The sequence below is a fragment of the Endozoicomonas sp. ALD068 genome, from assembly GCF_049310145.1.
GTDB lineage: Bacteria > Pseudomonadota > Gammaproteobacteria > Pseudomonadales > Endozoicomonadaceae > Endozoicomonas_A.
This window is the reverse complement of the sequence record NZ_JBLYNU010000004.1, coordinates 6,523,040-6,540,861: the sequence shown is the minus strand read 5'-3', so window position 1 is coordinate 6,540,861 and position 17,822 is coordinate 6,523,040. Positions and strand designations below refer to the sequence as shown.

At 47.6% G+C, this 17,822-nt stretch carries 17 protein-coding genes; 7 read left to right on the top strand and 10 right to left on the bottom strand.

Annotation, left to right across the window (positions count from 1 at the left end; translation table 11 throughout):
- Positions 1-178 precede the first annotated feature (178 nt).
- The 5 genes from ACO6V5_RS23565 to ACO6V5_RS23545 form a co-directional block, all read right to left on the bottom strand.
- Complete coding sequence (locus ACO6V5_RS23565) at positions 179-2,518, bottom strand: TcfC E-set like domain-containing protein (protein WP_422410943.1); 2,340 nt, start codon at positions 2,516-2,518, stop codon at positions 179-181.
- 287 nt (positions 2,519-2,805) lie between these two features.
- Positions 2,806-3,354 carry a hypothetical protein gene (locus tag ACO6V5_RS23560; protein WP_422135310.1) on the bottom strand — a complete coding sequence of 183 codons (549 nt, stop codon included), beginning with the start codon at positions 3,352-3,354 and terminating at the stop codon, positions 2,806-2,808.
- A gap of 705 nt (positions 3,355-4,059) precedes the next feature.
- Positions 4,060-4,227 (bottom strand): type II toxin-antitoxin system RelE/ParE family toxin, encoded by a 168-nt coding sequence (locus ACO6V5_RS23555; protein WP_422137039.1) that lies wholly within the window; start codon positions 4,225-4,227, stop codon positions 4,060-4,062.
- Entirely contained in the window at positions 4,228-4,359 is a 132-nt protein-coding gene (locus tag ACO6V5_RS23550; RefSeq protein ID WP_422410941.1) for a type II toxin-antitoxin system RelE/ParE family toxin, read from the bottom strand.
- A complete protein-coding gene (locus ACO6V5_RS23545) occupies positions 4,349-4,609 on the bottom strand; it encodes a type II toxin-antitoxin system ParD family antitoxin (RefSeq protein WP_422135312.1) in 261 nt (86 codons plus the stop codon). Before ACO6V5_RS23545 ends, ACO6V5_RS23550 begins: the two co-directional genes overlap by 11 nt.
- 264 nt (positions 4,610-4,873) lie before the next feature.
- Between ACO6V5_RS23545 and ACO6V5_RS23540 the strand changes: the two genes are divergently transcribed.
- Positions 4,874-5,896, top strand: a complete 1,023-nt coding sequence (locus ACO6V5_RS23540; RefSeq protein ID WP_422135313.1) for a hypothetical protein — start codon at positions 4,874-4,876, stop codon at positions 5,894-5,896.
- 510 nt (positions 5,897-6,406) lie between these two features.
- Positions 6,407-6,871: a tRNA (uridine(34)/cytosine(34)/5-carboxymethylaminomethyluridine(34)-2'-O)-methyltransferase TrmL gene (trmL, locus tag ACO6V5_RS23535; RefSeq protein WP_422135314.1), complete on the top strand. Its 465-nt coding sequence runs from the start codon at positions 6,407-6,409 to the stop codon at positions 6,869-6,871.
- 100 nt (positions 6,872-6,971) lie between these two features.
- Here the strand turns inward: trmL and secB are convergent, their stop codons facing one another.
- The 3 genes from secB to ACO6V5_RS23520 form a co-directional block, all read right to left on the bottom strand.
- Positions 6,972-7,436 carry a protein-export chaperone SecB gene (gene secB, locus ACO6V5_RS23530; RefSeq protein ID WP_422135315.1) on the bottom strand — a complete coding sequence of 155 codons (465 nt, stop codon included), beginning with the start codon at positions 7,434-7,436 and terminating at the stop codon, positions 6,972-6,974.
- Positions 7,437-7,574: 138 nt separating this feature from the next.
- Positions 7,575-7,826: a glutaredoxin 3 gene (gene grxC, locus ACO6V5_RS23525; protein WP_422135316.1), complete on the bottom strand. Its 252-nt coding sequence runs from the start codon at positions 7,824-7,826 to the stop codon at positions 7,575-7,577.
- 65 nt (positions 7,827-7,891) lie between these two features.
- Positions 7,892-8,308, bottom strand: coding sequence for a rhodanese-like domain-containing protein (locus ACO6V5_RS23520; protein WP_422135317.1), 417 nt, complete (start codon positions 8,306-8,308; stop codon positions 7,892-7,894).
- Between the two features lie 445 nt (positions 8,309-8,753).
- Here ACO6V5_RS23520 and gpmM point away from each other — a divergent pair, with 445 nt between their 5' ends.
- Positions 8,754-10,283, top strand: a complete 1,530-nt coding sequence (gpmM, locus tag ACO6V5_RS23515) for a 2,3-bisphosphoglycerate-independent phosphoglycerate mutase (protein ID WP_422135318.1) — start codon at positions 8,754-8,756, stop codon at positions 10,281-10,283.
- Positions 10,284-10,344: 61 nt separating this feature from the next.
- On the opposite strand, the gene ACO6V5_RS23510 is transcribed toward gpmM, so the two are convergent.
- Positions 10,345-10,965, bottom strand: coding sequence for an FKBP-type peptidyl-prolyl cis-trans isomerase (locus tag ACO6V5_RS23510; protein WP_422410958.1), 621 nt, complete (start codon positions 10,963-10,965; stop codon positions 10,345-10,347).
- 228 nt (positions 10,966-11,193) lie between these two features.
- On the opposite strand from ACO6V5_RS23510, the gene ACO6V5_RS23505 reads away from it, so the two are divergent.
- The 4 genes from ACO6V5_RS23505 (at position 11,194) to ACO6V5_RS23490 (ending at position 16,595) form a co-directional block, all read left to right on the top strand.
- Positions 11,194-12,657, top strand: coding sequence for a hypothetical protein (locus ACO6V5_RS23505; protein WP_422410937.1), 1,464 nt, complete (start codon positions 11,194-11,196; stop codon positions 12,655-12,657).
- A 197-nt stretch (positions 12,658-12,854) separates the two neighbouring features.
- Entirely contained in the window at positions 12,855-13,160 is a 306-nt protein-coding gene (locus ACO6V5_RS23500; RefSeq protein ID WP_422410935.1) for a HigA family addiction module antitoxin, read from the top strand.
- 286 nt (positions 13,161-13,446) lie between these two features.
- Positions 13,447-14,886 carry a hypothetical protein gene (locus ACO6V5_RS23495; protein WP_422410933.1) on the top strand — a complete coding sequence of 480 codons (1,440 nt, stop codon included), beginning with the start codon at positions 13,447-13,449 and terminating at the stop codon, positions 14,884-14,886.
- Between the two features lie 263 nt (positions 14,887-15,149).
- Positions 15,150-16,595, top strand: a complete 1,446-nt coding sequence (locus ACO6V5_RS23490) for a hypothetical protein (protein WP_422135323.1) — start codon at positions 15,150-15,152, stop codon at positions 16,593-16,595.
- 39 nt (positions 16,596-16,634) lie between these two features.
- Here the strand turns inward: ACO6V5_RS23490 and ACO6V5_RS23485 are convergent, their stop codons facing one another.
- Positions 16,635-17,645, bottom strand: coding sequence for an MBL fold metallo-hydrolase (locus ACO6V5_RS23485; RefSeq protein WP_422410931.1), 1,011 nt, complete (start codon positions 17,643-17,645; stop codon positions 16,635-16,637).
- Between the last annotated feature and the right edge of the window lie 177 nt (positions 17,646-17,822).

The window sequence follows — 17,822 nt, the reverse complement described above, 5'->3', positions numbered from 1 at the left end:
AATCAAAGAAAGCTCGTGCCCCTGACGAGAAGACTATCAGTACCGCAAAAAACACCTTGGTGAAATACATCAATATCAACAACCTTGGGCCTTTATACAACAGACCTTCTTGTAATCAATGACCCTAACATGGCAACACACCATTATTGTTTTACCTATTTCTTCCTGAAAATCCTCTTCAGGAATCCTCCCGTTTGCCAATGGCCAACTGACCTTCCAGCTCGGGAACACAATCAGACTCGGCAAGATCAACGGTTCCCATTCTAAGTATGTATTGCTCATCATCCGGTTCCACGGGCACTGAGCATTGCCAACCATTCTCCAGCTCAATCCTCAATTCGTTAATATCTGAGCGAGCTTCTATCTGGAACATGCCAATGTCGTCTGAGCTGGAAGGATAAAGCCCTCCGGTTATCCGGGCTCTGTCCAGAGGTTCACCATTCATTAACAGACGACCAAAGAGCAGTTGCAGGGGGATAGCTTCATAGTCCAGTGTCACCACGTTTCCCGGATACAGGGTAAAACGGCGCTCCCGCTCATCAAAACTGTAAAGGGTATCTCCTGAAGGCGACAGGGTAACGGTATATTGTTCAAAAGGCGACAGTGTGATCACCGACGGTCTGCCCGCCACGGCATAACCTCTTCTCTGGCCATCAATTCTCACATCAAAAACGTCGCCTTCACGACCTTCCAGATTGACCACCAGAGCACTTTCAGCTCTTTGCTCTCCCCCCATGGCAACAACATTGCCATCGGTCAGGAAGCTGGTACTGAAACTGCCGTTATAGTTAGTAATCCGGTTAGCTTCTGTTGAACTGTGGTTTACCGACAATGCCGCTCTGCCAAACCGGTTACCATACTGCAAAGTACCATCGAGTCTGCGTTCGCCGCTGCCCGCTTCTGCGGAGACACTGGAAGTCAACTGGCCATCAAAAAGATCACCATCGTCCCAGGAGGCTGACAGCCTCATTTTTTCTGTTCTGTCTCTAACACCGTTATTGTCTTGAACCTCAGCCCGGGGGTTAACCCGGAAATTCCAACGGTCCTGACGGAATCGCCACTCAAAACTGAACAGAGCTACCGTGTTACCTTCTGATTCACTCAAACTGAAGGTCGCACTGGTGTCGTAATCCAGTGTTCTGAAAACGTTAGCGGTGTAACTCACTCCGTGGGTTTCTGTTCTACCGTCGCTATTATTTCTGTTGCTGCTGAATCGGTAATTGGCGTTACCTCTCCAGAGGGGTGCAGAAACAGAAAAACTGCTTTGCTCAAAAGCATCACCGATCAGTGCCGGGCGATCCGTGTTTTCCTCTTCACTGTCATCTCTCCAGAGTCGGCGATAACTGCCGTTGAGAGAGACGTCGCCCAACCAGGTTCTGCCAGTCAGGGTCATACCATAGCTGCCGTTATCTGCTACCATCACCGACGGTGATAACTCATAACGATACCCCAGGTTAAACAGACCCAGCTCAAGCAATGCAGTGTCCAGAGTAGCGGCAGCAGAGAGAGTACCTGCCATAGTATCAAAAATTCTCCGACTCACACCGGCCCGGGTCAGCCACTGCTCGGTACTTTGAGGCAGGGCGCCATCAAAAACCGATGTCATCACACGCCCTGTTTCGGCAAAGAGCTGCCATTCACCTTCAGGGGGTATTTGGTACTGTTTTGAAAAGAAACGGGTTTCCTGAGACTGCAGGTTACCCTGTTCATCCAGAATACTGATTTCTATATCGTAGGCACCACTGGGAAAATTAGTGGTATCCAGAGCCTGAAGACCCGCTTCGTGGAAATAAGAGGCAATCAGTCGTCCATCTTTTCTGATTTCAACCCTGCCTCTGAGGGGCATAAAGATTTCAACCGGCATACCACCGCTGAAATCGGTGTCGTTCCGGGTATTATCAGAACTCTGAAAGCGGGCTCCCACAAGGGGCTGGTCGGACGTGAAATTCAGGCCAAACCCCTGACTTGAGAGCAAGCCAAGATTGTATTCAAAACCTTCATACTCCCTCTGACCATATAGCTGATTGACCGAGAACTGCTGTGACTTTGAATAGTCCCAGCTCCACAGCACACTGTTTTCATAATAAGACAACAGTGTCAGACCATTCAGAGTGTAGTCATTGCCATTAGCGTCTTCAGTGTTACCCGTGGCCGCTGCCGAAAAGTTCTGCATCATGGCAAAGCCTGCATCGGATGGCGGCAAATATTTTCTGACATCTGCAGCCCGGGTTAACAGAAAGCGGGGATTAACAAACACATCGACCCGGAAGCGGGACTCATCAAAAATCACACCGGCAATGGGAGGATTAAGAACACCACAATCCTTCGTGACATTGGGCGGACAGATCGCCTCGGCATGGGTATTCAACTCGCCCGATAAAGCTGTCGTCAAAAAAGCAGGATCATTCACCGAACCAATCAGGCGAACCACTTCATTAACATTGGAAAGGGTAATTTTACCGGGTTGAAAGGTGGCCAGCTGGGAAGTTAGATAGCGGTTGCCATAATAGATATCCATCAGCGACTGCTGGGGCTCGCTGAGCGTCTCAAAACCTTCGGGGACTTTATTCTGGGCAAGGAAAAGCGGCTGACTGGCCACAGCTTTCGAAAAAATAAAAACCATGGGCAATGCAATACATAGAATGTCAATGCATTTCCGCCTAGTCATGACCCGGGAAAGTCCTTTTTGTACTGCTCTGATTCTTCTACCGTGGGTTGGCTCAGGGCTATTACTCACGGCTGTTTTTTATTTTTTTTGGAGAGCCAGCGAAGATACCGGAGACAACTTCGCTGGCTTATTTGAGATTAAATTGGAGCTACTTCTACAGTAACTGTATCGGCATATAAACCATCAGCAGCACCAGTGTAGTCAGGAGTTACAAGAATGCTATAAGAGCCAGAACATCCTGAAGCCACATCAGCGAAATTACCAGTTGTTCTTGCCAAATCAGTTGAACTTTGCTCGCCATTAGAGTTTTGACCTACGCCCCAAACGCCGTCAGCAATTGCTGTTCCACCACTATCTTGCAAAGTCAGTGTGTAGGGAATATTAGAAGCTCCACCAGCATTGGTAAGATTAAACGCGCTTGTAGAACTCATTGAAATATTGAAATTATCGACATTAGCAGCCACACAAACTGGCGTAGTACCAGTAGCATCTGCAGTTCCAGTATCTACGATCTCAACATCATCAAGGCCGTATATCTGAATCTGGGTACTGTTGTATAGAGTTATATCAAAATCACCAGAAGAGGTAGTGTCACTTGGACTCCCGGGATTGGTTGCAGCCTGAAGCCCAAAAGAGGCCAGCCCTGCAGACAGTGCTAAAGCCACAGCTACTTTTTTAAATTCCATCACTTTCTCCAATATCTAGAACTAGTCCGTTGTCTATTTTTCTTCAAAGCTTCAGGTGTTTTCCGACACCTGATCTCGAAGCCACTTTTCAGGCTTCTTTCGGAACATCAAGGCAGACATGGAGAATGACAAAAAGAACTAAACAACCACTGTCTTTTTATTATTCTTATGACTGACTTTACCTGAAACCGATACTTCTTATTTTCTCTACACGCTTTAGTTAGCCCAAGGCTGACTAATGTACGTATTTTCCGATAAGGCTAACATAAATAATTGCTCACAAAAACATCTATTGGAGATATATTGATCCATGTCAACACCTCATATTCAAAGATTTTGAAAACAGGTACTTCCCGCACAAATGTAAGCGGATTCATCAATATAAATTTATATTTTAAACTTTGAGCAGATTTTTTTAGATAAAGATTTGTTTTCAGGTCGTCAACTTAATCGTAAGTGTCCTGATGCTCGTTGCCTGTATCCGCAAAAACAGCTGAACGTTACTAATCGCTCCTGCTTACAGTCGTTCCTTTGCCAGTGACGCCAGTGCAGTTGAATCCTTGCCACCTGAGAGATTGAGAATGTGAGCAATGTCTTCCATGACTCACCTTTTTTCGGGCATAAAAAAACTGTATGAAGCCGACTTTTGAATGTTAGTTGTTAAAGCAAAAAAACACCCGCAGTCGTTTTGTTAAATATTTATTCTTATTCCCGCAGTTTGCGTTTTATGTCTGCAGACTGGTGAATAACCGCCACAATGTCAGGCTGGTTATTAACAATATCGTAAAGAACGATGTGCATCCCTACCGGTGTAGCATACAGTTCAGGGTCTACGTCTTTTCTCTGTGTGCCCGCTCTGGGGTTCTCAGCCAGCTATTCAAACTTGTCCCTGATTTTACGCAGATACCTGTTGGCCTGTTCAGTCCCCCAGCGCTCCAATGTATAAAACCAGATGCTCATTACATCGTCTTTTGCTCTCTGGCGAACAGTGTAACTACCCGACATCACGCCTCCCGTTTAATTCATCAAGCAAACGATCCATATCAAAGTCTTTTACAATCGGGCTGTTACGACCGGCTTCTATTTTGTCCTTCAGAACCTGTAACCTGGCTTCATATTCTTGCTCTTCTTTTTCAAAGACCCTGAGCGCTGCCCTAACCGCCTCACTAACAGACTGAAAACGACCCTTTTCTATAAGATCATTGATGAAGTCTTCGTAATGCTGGCCTAATGTTACCGATGTTGTTCTTGCCATAGCTCCGCACCATTTGTGTTAATAATTAACACATATTACTACATTCTGGCGATTCAGCTTTCTATTCTTTTGTTGGGTTGAACGCACAAGACGCCAAACGAGCTTACGGTGATCTGATTTCTGCTACCAAGCAGCTGGCAGCCTGTCGGACTTGAGATTGTCCTTCGCGGTAAGTGAGGAAGATGAGCACAAACACACTATAAAATGAACTTTTTCCCAGCGAGGAACTCAGAATGAATATGATTTATTTAAAGGGAGTCGATAATGGATCCACTAACCACCACACAGCAACAACCGGGCCTGAGTACTGTCTCACCTGAAAACAAGCCCTCTGCTGACATTGAATCGTCAAAGTACCTTCCTGACGCCAGTAACGCAGAAACAGGCAGTGAAACATCTCTTGTAAGCCGAAAAACAGAGCTGGCTCCTGAAAGCCTGTTGAAGGGTGCTCCTTTACCTTTGTACGTAAGTAAGTTTGCTAAAAACAATATGCTGCTTCCTGCTGTATTGAACACACCTGCGACTTCCTCCTTACTCAGGCCACTGGTTCAGTCACAGCAAACCGGTCAGCTGCCTAAGTTGACAGCGGCTTTATCTACGGCCGGCTGGGCTCCAGCCATTGCCCGCACTGTTACTCGTTACGCGATTGCCGATACGGTTCGAACAATATCTGCGCAATTGCTTTATGGCGTGTCTTCTACAATGGAGCTGCCTGAAGGCACCCAGGGTAAAGCTAATTTTGCAGTCAACGGCACTACTGCCACACTAATGACAGTAGCCAGCCAGCCTTTTGCAGCGATGCAAATTAAACAGCAGATGAGAGATCGCAATGTAAAAAAAGCTCAGGAATCTAAAACTATTCTGCAACGAGGCTTCAAAAGAACGCTAACATCGCATTTTCGAGGAGTTACAAGCAATTGCCTTTCCGCTCTGCTGATGTTTTCGATGGATTCAATGGACAGGCAGCAGGTAAAACGACGGGATGAAGGGAAGCTTGGTGATTTTGAAATGAGGGCAACACAGTTTGGTGTGGGTGCAACAGTGGGTTTTATCAATAATATTCTCAAAACCCACGCCAATGGCCGGATACTGGGCAAAACCCATCAGGAAATTTTCAGACAACTGGCTGCTACTGCCGCTAAAAACCCTAAGGTTTTTGTTGCCCAGTTAGCTTATGCAACGGCCATGGGAGGTGTCTCCAATCTGATGTGGAGCGGCACTCTTCAGGCACTGACTGCTACCCATGAAAAGGTTGCTGAATATTACGCTTCGAAAGATGAAACCTAAGTCCGCACTTCCTCCGGGGTGAGGTGAGATGGATTGAGCATACATTTCATCGAACACGCCAGAAAAGCAACAGCCATCAAGATAATCCTGAAAAACCCCTGAAAAAATAGTATTATCCCGACAGATTTATTGGGGCAAGAAATTTTCTTTCGGCCCTGACAAGCTTTACTAGTATTAAATTGTGTAGCTTCCAAGGCAGAGCAGTATTCGAAGCGTGTATCAGCAAACCCTCAGGAAATTTAAAGAGGCTTCTGAAGATGAATCTGTCACCTTACGACCAATGCCGCTGCGATGAAAAACAATGTAGCGTCGGACGCAGCTGTAACATTGTTGCTCTCCTGTTAACCATGGTTCTGATCTCAGGTCTGGCTCAGGCTTCTGTCTGAAAGGTTAACAACCGTTTCTGTATCCATCGCCTTTAAAGATGTAGTGATGGGTATAGATTCACTCACAACCCAAGCTAAAAGCCTTATAATTCCACCTCGATGTACTGAATCAGTTCCCTCCAGCATGCTTGATATCGTTCTCTACCAGCCAGAAATTCCTCCCAATACAGGGAATATCATCCGACTCTGTGCCAATACAGGTTTTCGCCTGCATCTGATCAGGCCTTTGGGTTTTGATCTTGATGATCAGCGTCTGAAAAGGGCCGGGCTGGATTACCATGAGTACGCCAATTTGCAGATTCATGATCACTATCAGGACTTTCTTCAAACAGTGAAACCCAAAAGAGTTCTGGCTTTGAGCACCAAAGGTACCACCCGCTACTCGAAACATGCCTTTGAACCCGGAGATGCCTTGATGTTCGGCCCGGAAACCAGAGGCCTGCCAGCCGATATTTTGAATAGCCTGCCAAAGGATCAGGTACTGCGTTTACCGATGTTGCCTGAAAGCAGAAGCCTGAACTTATCCAATACTGTGGCCGTTATGGTTTACGAGGCCTGGAAGCAGCTGGAATTTATTGGGGGTGAGTGAGAGAAGAGTGTGCCGGTCAACGCCCGGCACACTCTATTTATGAGCTATCTATTTATGAGCTATCTATTTATGAGCTATCTATTTATAAGCTATCAGTCCGTCAGTTAACGGTAGCTTCCTGCTGTTCACGCGCCTGCAGGTAGAGGGCGTCAAAATTGACAGGTGCCAGCATCAGCGGAGGGAAGCTGCCACGCAGAACCAGGTTATCAATGGCTTCACGTGCGTATGGAAACAGAATGTTCGGGCAGAAAGCACCCAGAGTGCGGTGCAATTCCTCATCACCCAATCCTTTGATGAGGAAAACTCCCGCCTGCTGAACTTCAGCCAGGAAAGCCGTTTCTTTCTCTTCTTCAGTGCCGTTCTGGACAGTAATGGTCAGAGACAGCACGACTTCATACATGTCATCGTGCAGCAGACGGTTAGTGGTGTTCAGATCCAGCTTAACTTCTGGCTGCCACTGCGCCTGAAACATTTCCGGAGACTTTGGCGATTCAAAGGACAGGTCCTTTACGTAAATACGCTGCAGCGCAAACTGCGCCTGATCTTGCTGCTGATTCTCAGCCATTATCTTTTCCTTAAAAACATCGGTTCTAAATTCGCTTCCCACTTATTAGTGGGGATAAAAATACCAGTATCAAGTCTGGTAACCAGCTACTTTCAAAAACGGGCTCGATCCCATGAAGCTTCAGGATACGAGTCCATTTTACTTCAGCAAGTCGTCCAGTCTGCCAGCAGATTCCAGAGCATACAGGTCATCACAACCCCCCACGTGGGTGTCTCCGATCCATATCTGGGGAACTGTGCGCGCACCTGCCTTGCGTGTCATTTCCTGACGGACATCGGGCTTACCGTCGACGCTGATAGTCTGGTAGCTGACCCCTTTGCTGTCCAGCAGCCTGAGCGCCTGATGGCAAAAGGGGCAATAAGCAGAAATATAAAGGGTAACCTGAGCCATCTGTTTTCCATTGTTGCTGACAATGATTCACTCGTCTATCCGGGAGTGAATCATTCTCTGTTAATCTACTTCTTAACCAGAGGGAGACTATCGGCCGTCCAGGTGCCAATACCACCTTTCAGTCGGACAACCTGCTCAAACCCGGCGTCTTTCAATTGCTTGCCAACGGTACCAGCATGCTGCCCCATGGCATCGACGATAACAATCGGCTTGTCTTTGTGTTTGTTCAGCTCGCCGATACGCTCAGCCACTTTGCCATAGGGCATGCTCACGGCATCAACGATATGACCTTTGCTAAAGTCGGTTTTTTCCCTGACGTCAAGTACTATAGCCCCCTGGTGGTTAATCAGCTGAGTCACTTCCTGAGAACCGACGCTCTGTCCGCCCTTACGCATCTCGGTAAAGAGCAGTGCACACACCAAAGCCACCAGAGAACCCACCAGCAGAGGGTGGTTGCCTATAAATTCAATAATCTGTTCCATACCGAACCAGTACTAATATGCCTTAACGAGGGGAAAACAGCTTACTGTCTCTCTATTTAAGGAGAGAACCGCGCCAGTTTTCGTAATTATTTTCCTTGAGGCGACAAGTATACAGGCTGCTAAATAGAGTTACGACTGTGTGAACTAAAAGTGCTCGCTAGTAAATGTCAGCATAACAGGTTATGTATACCCCTCTGAAAGCAGAGAAAATCAGGCTTTGGCGAAAACAATTGTTCTATTCTGCAAATTGTGAATTTCTATCTATCTGTCTCTGGAAACCAGCCGTAAAGCAGGTAGAATTCATGGCCTTCACCTCTCAAAACAGTCCTGAGCCAAAAATGCTGCTCAACCCGGTTTCTGAGAATAGCTGCAATGTTCGCAAAAGCAGTATTTCAAAGACACTATTTTGACCACCATTTTGGCCTTTATGCCCAAGGTTTGATCCATGACTGACAAGCGCAAAACCACCGCCCTGATCATCCTCGATGGTTACGGTTACCGAAAAGAACCTGATTCCAACGCTATCCTGGCTGCCAATACACCGGTCATGGACCGACTCCAGAAGGAGCATCCTTTCAGTTTTGTCTCAGGCTCCGGTATGGATGTGGGCCTGCCCGATGGTCAGATGGGTAACAGCGAAGTCGGCCACATGAACCTCGGTGCCGGTCGGGTGGTTTATCAGGACTTTACCCGTATTACAAAGTCCATTAAGGACGGTGACTTCTTCGAGAATAAAGCATTTACAGACACTATCGACAAAGCTGTCTCAGCAGGAAAAGCGGTTCACATCATGGGACTGTTATCTCCTGGCGGTGTTCACAGTCACGAAGATCATATCAACGCCATGGTGGAACTGGCTGCCAAACGAGGCGCCAAAGAAGTCTATGTTCACGCATTTCTGGATGGCCGCGATACGCCACCACGCAGCGCCGAAGCTTCTCTGGCAAAAGCCGACGCTCTCCTGAAGGAAAAAGGTATTGGCAGAGTGGCCAGCCTGATCGGTCGCTATTACGCAATGGATCGTGATAACCGCTGGGAACGAGTCCGGGAAGCCTATGACCTGATGACTCTGGGCAAAGCAGACTTTTCTGCCAAAACTGCTGTAGAAGGACTGCATGCGGCTTATGAGCGTGATGAGAACGACGAATTTGTAAAAGCTACCACCCTTGGTGAAAGCCCGGCCACCATCAATGACGGTGATGCGGTTCTGTTCATGAACTTCCGTGCCGACAGGGCCCGTGAAATCACCCGCGCCTTTGTAGAAAAAGATTTTGACGGTTTCCCACGCTCCAAACAGCCCGCAATGGCCGGATTCGTGATGCTGACTCAGTATGCTGCCAACATCGATACGATCTGTGCCTACCCACCGTCAGAACTCCCTAATACTTTGGGTGAATACATAGAAAAGCTGGGTAAAACACAGCTGCGTATTGCCGAGACTGAAAAATATGCCCACGTCACCTTCTTCTTCAGTGGCGGCAGGGAAGAGCCTTACAAAGGAGAAGAAAGAGTTCTGGTTGCTTCACCCAAAGTAGCCACCTACGACCTCAAGCCTGAAATGAGCGCTCCGGAAGTGACTGAAAAACTGGTCGCTGAAATCAAGAGCGGCAAGCATGACCTGATTGTCTGCAATTACGCTAACTGCGACATGGTGGGTCATACCGGCGTTTTTGATGCCGCTGTGAAAGCTGTGGAAGCCGTCGATCAAGCCATTGGCAGAGTTATTGCCGCGCTGGATGAAACCGGTGGTCAGTGTCTGATTACCGCCGACCACGGTAACGCTGAGCAGATGGTTAACCCTAAAACCGGTCAGGCTCACACAGCCCACACCTGCGAGCTGGTCCCTCTCGTTTACTTTGGACCCAAAGCCATTGACTTGAAAGACGGTATTTTATCTGACATTGCCCCTACCCTGCTGGACCTGATGGGTCTCGAGCAACCTGAAGAGATGACCGGTAAGTCGCTGGTGGGCTGATGCTTCCAGAATATTGGCAAAACAGGACTGGGAGCAGGACGCTGCCAGTCCAGAGCTGTTGTCAGGAGACAGCCAGCAGCTCAACTTCAAAGACCAGAGTTGCATAAGGGCCAATAGCACCACCTGCACCCTGGGCACCGTAAGCCAGATTGTATGGAATAAACAGTTTCCATTTGGAGCCGACGGTCATCAGCTGCAGGGCTTCTGTCCAGCCTGCAATAACGCCGTTAACGGGGAATTCGATAGGCTCACCGCGATCAACAGAACTGTCAAACACAGAACCGTTGAGCAAAGTACCATGATAGTGAGTGCGAACAGTGGAGTTGGGTCCCGGCTTTTCGCCATTCTCATCACCGGCTACCAGCACTTCGTACTGCAGGCCTGATTCAGTAACACTAACCTCCTCACGCTTGGCATTTTCAGCCAGGAACTTTTCACCCTCAGCAGACAGCTCCTTGGCTTTCTCGGCTTCCCTGGCCTGGATGCGCTGATGCATTTCATTGAACGCTTCCTGCAGAGCAGAATGCTCAACGGCACTTGGAGCCCCATTCAGGGAGTCAGCCAGACCGGCCAGAACGGCATCGATGGACAGACCTTCAACAGGATTGCTAGCCAGCTGGTCGCCCATTTGACGGCCAATACCATAGCTTACGCGCTCTTCGACACTTGTATATTCGGACATTGAATTATTCACTTTGGGTGAAACAGGTGTAAGCGATTCACATCGCTCAAGCTGACGCCACAAGCCTGCCTTTTCAGTATTCTTACGGCGAAAGGAAGCCATTGTACCACGAACCTGCCCGACTTCAGACTTAAAACCATAAAACAAGAATGTCGACAACAGCGGAACTAAAAGCCTGAAACTCCTGTCAAAACTTCGAGTCTTTAACAATTTTATAAGGAGTAACTCATGATTATCAGGAAAGTGCCTATTTTGTTCGTGGCCCTGTTTTCCATAAGCTTCAGTGCCATCCTCCAGGCTCAGGAAGAGCTGGTCTATGTACTCTGGAGCCTGGATTCCCGTGCCGAAATGTATCTGGTTCAGCGTCTGGACAATGAAAAACCCAGAGTTCTGGTCTCGATCAAGCGGGACATGTACATCGACGATGCGTATCTGGACCATGTTGGGAACATTGCTTACAAACGAAGCCGCACCGACATGATGAGGGGGGATTATGACCCCTCCCGAAACGCTGTGGCTGTGGCCAGAAAAATGGCCCGGGAAATGCTTGCAGAGCAGAAGCCGGTATTGGCCCAAAAGGGGATAGACCCTGCAAAAACACCCATTTCGTTCCTCTATGCAGTGGCTGGCTTTGATGCCGCTACGGCCAAAGAAGGAGATCTACGACACATCTTCTATGACCCACAGGATGCTATCGTCGTTCAGGAACATGCAGAAAAAGCCATTAAGGAAACCTTTCAGAGTAGCGGAATAGCTCTGACAGACATCAGGACTACCTACCATACCGCATTGATCGGGGAAGCTATGAAACTGATGAACGCAGAAGATGAGCTGTTCGTTTTTAAAACCACCTACGATGTGGTCTGTTCTATGGAGCAGGGCGAGTTAGAAGCCCTCGATATGAAAATGCTGTACAGTGATGACTTGGAGCGTGCCGCTGAAACCCCTGGCATGCCAATGATGATTCCCAAACCCGTTCCCAGTGGCAGCGTTCACAGCATCGGGGCCTTCGCCAGTGACGAGCTTTTTGCCAATACCGAAACAACAATAACATCTTGCAAAGACACTCTAACGGCATGTAAGGCAAAGCAGACACAATGGAAAGAGAAACTGGCACAATGGAAAGAGAAACTGGCACAATCGGAAGAACCTATCTCTCCCCAACAGTATCAGGAGATGGATTCAGAATTATCTGCCTGCGACGCCGATGTAGAGACCTGTCTGGGAGAAGTGGATCTGCTGCTAGGCCACAAGTATCTAAAACTACACATTGATCCAGAGGCGTCAGACACTGAGTTCTTTGACCGCTATTCGCAACGCAAGAGAAATAATGAGCTGGGCTACAAAATCCTGATGCTCAGACTGCAGGATGCAGAAGCGCCAACAGCTCTCAAAATGTGGTACGTTGATCAAATGAAAGACAACATGATACCCACTCTGAGTCAGATAGAGAAACTTGCTACAAGCATGATTGCCAAAGCGGCAGAAAAGGGAAAATCCAATCCGCCCAATGTCTACTTTCTTGGGGAGTACGCCGAAATCATCGAGATTAATTTTGTCAATGCCTTGTTCAGAGAGTTCCTTGAGAATTTGGGGCTGACATACTCCTACATCAACAAGCAGGAGACTGATCAATTGATAGTGGCTGGAGCTCTGAGGATTATCGACTCACTCCGTCAGGCTAATCACTAAGCCCGATAAGCGGGAGAGGTGCTATAAAGCTCTTCCGCGTTATTCCATTTGAGTTAGTTTTCTTTCCCTGTCCAAAGCCCATAATCTGAGTCTTAATCGCTTGGTCCATGTAAACGGGCCTTGGTGCATCACCTTTGAGTTTGAAGGGCAGGATGCAATCAGAGTTGATTATGAGCAGTACCACTGAGGAAGAAATTATGTCCAAGAGAATCAGAAGCAGAAAGCCGACCCATCCCGGACAGATTGTAAAAATGGATGTGCTTGAGCCTTTGAATCTTTCGGTCACTGAAGCGGCAAAAGTTCTGAATGTTTCCAGAAAGCATTTATCCGCTTTCGTGAACGAACGAATACCATGCAGCAAGGATATGGCTAAGCGCCTGGCTATTGCTCTGGGTACCTCTGTAGATGTATGGCTCGGAATGCAAAATGCTCTGGATATTTGGGAAATGGAAAACAGTGATGATGAGTGCTATCAGGCCGTCGGAAAACTGGCTACCGGCTGAAACGAATTCTGCACAGTCATCCACTTACGCGCTCTTCGACACTTGTATATTCGGACATTGAATTATTCACTTTGGGTGAAACAGGTGTAAGCGATTCACATCGCTCAAGCTGACGCCACAAGCCTGCCTTTTCAGTATTCTTACGGCGAAAGGAAGCCATTGTACCACGAACCTGCCCGACTTAAGACTTAAAACCATAAAACAAGAATGTCGACAACAGCGGAACTAAAAGCCTGAAACTCCTGTCCAATCTTCGAGTCTTTAACAATTTTATAAGGAGTAACTCATGATTATCAGGAAAGTGACTATTTTGTTCGTGGCCGTGTTATCCATAAGCTTCAGTGCCATCCTCCAGGCTCAGGAAGAGCTGGTCTATGTACTCTGGAGCCTGGATTCCCGTGCCGAAATGTATCTGGTTCAGCGTCTGGACAATGACAAACCCAGAATTCTGGTCTCGATCAAGCGGGACATGAGCATCGACGATGCGTATCTGGACCATGATGGAAACATTGCTTCCAAACGAACCCGCAGCGACATGGAGAGCGGTAATTATGACCCCTCTAGAAACGCTGTGGCTGTGGCCAGAAAAATGGCTCGGGAAATGCTTGCACAGCAGAAGCCGGTATTGGCCCAAAAGGGGATAGACCCTGCAAAAACACCCGCTTCGCTCCTCTATGCTGTGGCTGGCTTTGATGCCGCCACGTCCAAAGAAGGAGATTTACTGCAGGTCTTCTATGACCCACAGGATGTTATCGTCGTTCAGGAACATGCAGAAAAAGCCATTAAGGAAACCTTTCGGAGTAGCGGAATAGCTCTGACAGACATCAGGACTACCCACCATACCGCATTGATCGGGGAAGCTATGAAACTGATGAACGCAGAAGATGAGCTGTTCGTTTTTAAAACCACCCACGATGTGTTGTGTTCTATGGAACAGGGCGAGTTAAAAACCGTTGATATGAAAATGCTGTACAGGGATGACATAGAGCGTGCCGCTAAAACCCTTAGCATGCCAATGATCGCTGCCAAACTGCCCCTTCCAAGTGGCAGCGTTCACAGTATCGGGGCCTTCGCCAGTGACGAGTTTTTTGCCAATGCCGAAACAACATATTGCGAAGACACTTATACGGCATGTAAGGCAAAGCAGACACAATGGAAAGAGAAACTGGCACAATCAGAAGAATCTATCTCTCTCCAACAGTACCGGGAGATGGATTCAGAATTATCTGCCTGCGACACCGATTTAAAGGCCTGTCTGATAGAACAGCGACTGATACTAAGCCGCCAGTATCTGAAACAACAAATTGATCCAGAGGCGTCAGACACTGAGTTCTTTGACCGCTATTCGCAACGCAAGAGAAATAATGAGCTGGGCTACAAAATCCTGATGCTCAGACTGCAGGATGCAAAAGCGCCAACAGCTCTCAAAATGTGGTATGTTGCTCAAATGAAAGACAACATGATACCCACTCTGAGACAGATAAAGAAACGCGCTGCAAACATGATTGCCAAAGCGGCAGAAAAGGGAATATCCAATCCGCCCAATGTCTACTTTCTTGGGGAGTACGCCGAAATCATCGAGATTGATTTTGTCAATGCCTTGTTCAGAGAGTTCCTTGAGAATTTGGGGCTGAAGTACTCTTACATCAACAAGCAGGAGACTGATCAATTGATAGCGGCTGGAGCTCTGAGGATTATCGACTCACTCCGTCAGGCTAATCGCTGAGCCCGATAAGCGGGAGAGGTGCTATAACGCCCTTCCGCGTTATTCCATTTGAGTCAGTTTTCTTTCCCTGTCCAGAGCCCATAATCTGAGTCTTAATGCTTTTGTTCACTACCCCCCCCCCGATGGGTTGTACCACGAACCTGCCCGACTTCAGACTTAACACCATAGGTATTGATAAAACAAGAATATCGACAACAAAGGAACTAAAAGCCTGAAATTCCTGTCTAAACTTTGAGTCTTTATGAATTTGTAAGGAGTAATTCATGATTATCAGAAAAGTACCTATTCTGTTCGTGGCCCTGTTTTCCATAAGCTTCAGTGCCATCCTCCAGGCTCAGGAAGAGCTGGTCTATGTACTCTGGAGCTTGAATTCCCGTGCCGAAATGTATCTGGTTCAGCGTCTGGACAATGACAAACCCAGAGTTCTGGTCTCGATCAAGCGGGACATGAGTATCGACGAAGCGTATCTGGATCATGTTGGGAACATTGCTTCCAAACGAACCCGCACCGACATGAAGAGCGGTGATTATGACCCCTCCCGAAACGCCGTGGCTGTGGCCAGAAAAATGGCCCGGGAAATGCTTGCAGAGCAGAAGCCGGTATTGGCCCAAAAGGGGATAAATCCTGCAAAAACACCCGCTTCGTTCCTCTATGCAGTGGCTGGCCTTGATGCCGCCACGGCCAAAGAAGGAGATGTACTACACATCTTCTTTAACCCACAAGATGTTATCGACATTCAGAAACAGGCAGAAACTGCCATTAAGGAAACCTTTCAGGATAGCGGAATAGCTCTGACAGACATCAGGACTACCCGCGATACCGCATTGATCGGGGAAGCTATGAAACTGATGAACGCTGAAGATGAGCTGTTCGTTTTTAAAACCACCTACGATCTGGTGTGCTCCATGGAGCAGGGAACCTTAAAAACCGTTGATATGAAAATGTTCTATAGAGATAGCAAAGAGGATTTCAGAGATAGTTTCAAGATGCCAGTAATGAGGGTTCCCAAGCCACGCAAGCCCCCCAAATCCATTCCCAGTGGCAGCGTTCACAGCATTGGCGCCTTCGCCAGTGACGAGTTTTTTATCAATACCGAAACAGATTGCAAAGACAATTTACAGACATGTCGGGCAAAGATGAAACGATGGGAAGAATACAAGTCTGACCAACAGTTCCAGGAGATTACTTCAGATGCATATGCTTGTCTTGAAGGAACAAAAACCTGTATGGAAGAGCTGAAACTGCAAGCAGACAAGATCGCTGCCTACTTCTATCTGAAGCAAAATATTGATTCAGAGGCATCAACCTCTGAGTTCTTTGACCGCTATTCCCAACGCAAGAGAAAAAATGAGCTGGGCCATAGAATCCTGTTACTCAGACTACAGGATTCAGAAGCACCAGTGGCTCTCAAAGAGTGGTATGTTGACCATATGAAAGCCACCATGGAACCCACTCTGAGAGAGATCCAGAAACGTGCTGCAGGCATGATCGCCAAAGCGGAAGAAAAGGGAAAATCCAATCCGCCCCATGTTTACTTTCTGGGAGAGTACGCCGAAATCAACGAGATTGATTTTGTCAATGCCTTATTCAGAGAACGCTTTAAGGAATGGGGGCTGACTTACTCCTACATCAACAAGCAGGAGACTGATCAATTGATAGCGGCTGGGGCCCTGAGGGTTATGCACTCACTCCGTCAGGCTAATCACTGAGACCGATAAGCGGGAGAGGTGCTATAAAGCTCTTCCGCGTTATTCCATTCGAGTCAGTTTTCTTTCCCTGTCCAAAGCCCAACAGGCAAAATCTTCAGCCAACTCAATCTGCCCACTGAAAACCGATTGAGCTTCGCTTCTGAGTGCTTCAACCGATGAGGCAAAGTCAGACGCATGTTTTCGATAACGACCACTGATGTGAGTCAGGATGATATGACTGACTCCACCTTTTTCCGCTGCTTCACCCACCATTCTGGCGGTACTGTGCATATATTGGGGTCCGACTTTTTTCAGAACAGGTTCCGTAAAGGTGGCTTCATGCACCAGCACATCAACACCTTTCATGGCGTCTATCAGCAGATCAGGCTGGTCATTATCGCCACCAATAATAGCCACCCTGCCTGACCGGGGCGGCTGCCTTACATCTCGAGGATGAATAACCCTGCCATCCGGTGAGGTGACACTATTGCCATTTTGCAATGCACCCCAAAGCGCTCCCCTTGGCACGCCCAACGCTTCCAGTTTGTCCTGATCCATTGATTGAATAACAGGCTTCTCTGCGAAGCGATAGGCATAGCTGGGAACGCGATGGGACAGCTCATGGGAAGTCACTTTAAAATTCTTATCCTGAAAGTGAAAACCCGATTGATCACTGCGAATAAAATTCAGTTCAAAGGGCATATTGCGAACGGCAGCACATTTGAGTGAGTGTCTGACAAAACTTTCCACGCCTTCTGGTGCACAGATTGTTAAGGGGGCTCTCCTGCCCTGCATACTGGCACTGGTGATCAAGCCTGGCAATCCAAAAATATGGTCACCATGAACGTGGGTAATGAAAATACCTGCAAGATTGGACAGCGTGTAACGGTTCTTTGTTCGCTGAGGGCTTTCTATCTGCTGAGGGCTCTTTATCAACAGTCGCTGCTGAGTTCCTTCACCACAATCAACCAGATACCAGTCTCGACTTTCATCCAGAGCCAGGGCCATTGCGGTCACATTTCTGTCTGCGGTAGGAGACCCTGCCGAGGTTCCGAGAAAAGTAAATCTCATAAAATCGTCGTTTACCTGCACAGTATTCCCAGATGGGTTATGCCGTCTTTCTGCTTTTGAAACAGCATAACACGTTACAGGGAGCGGAAAACAAATCGGAAGCAACCTGCATATAAGTATGTGAAAGCCCGATCATTCAGGGCATACTGAAACATCTACTAAAAAAATCAATGGCAT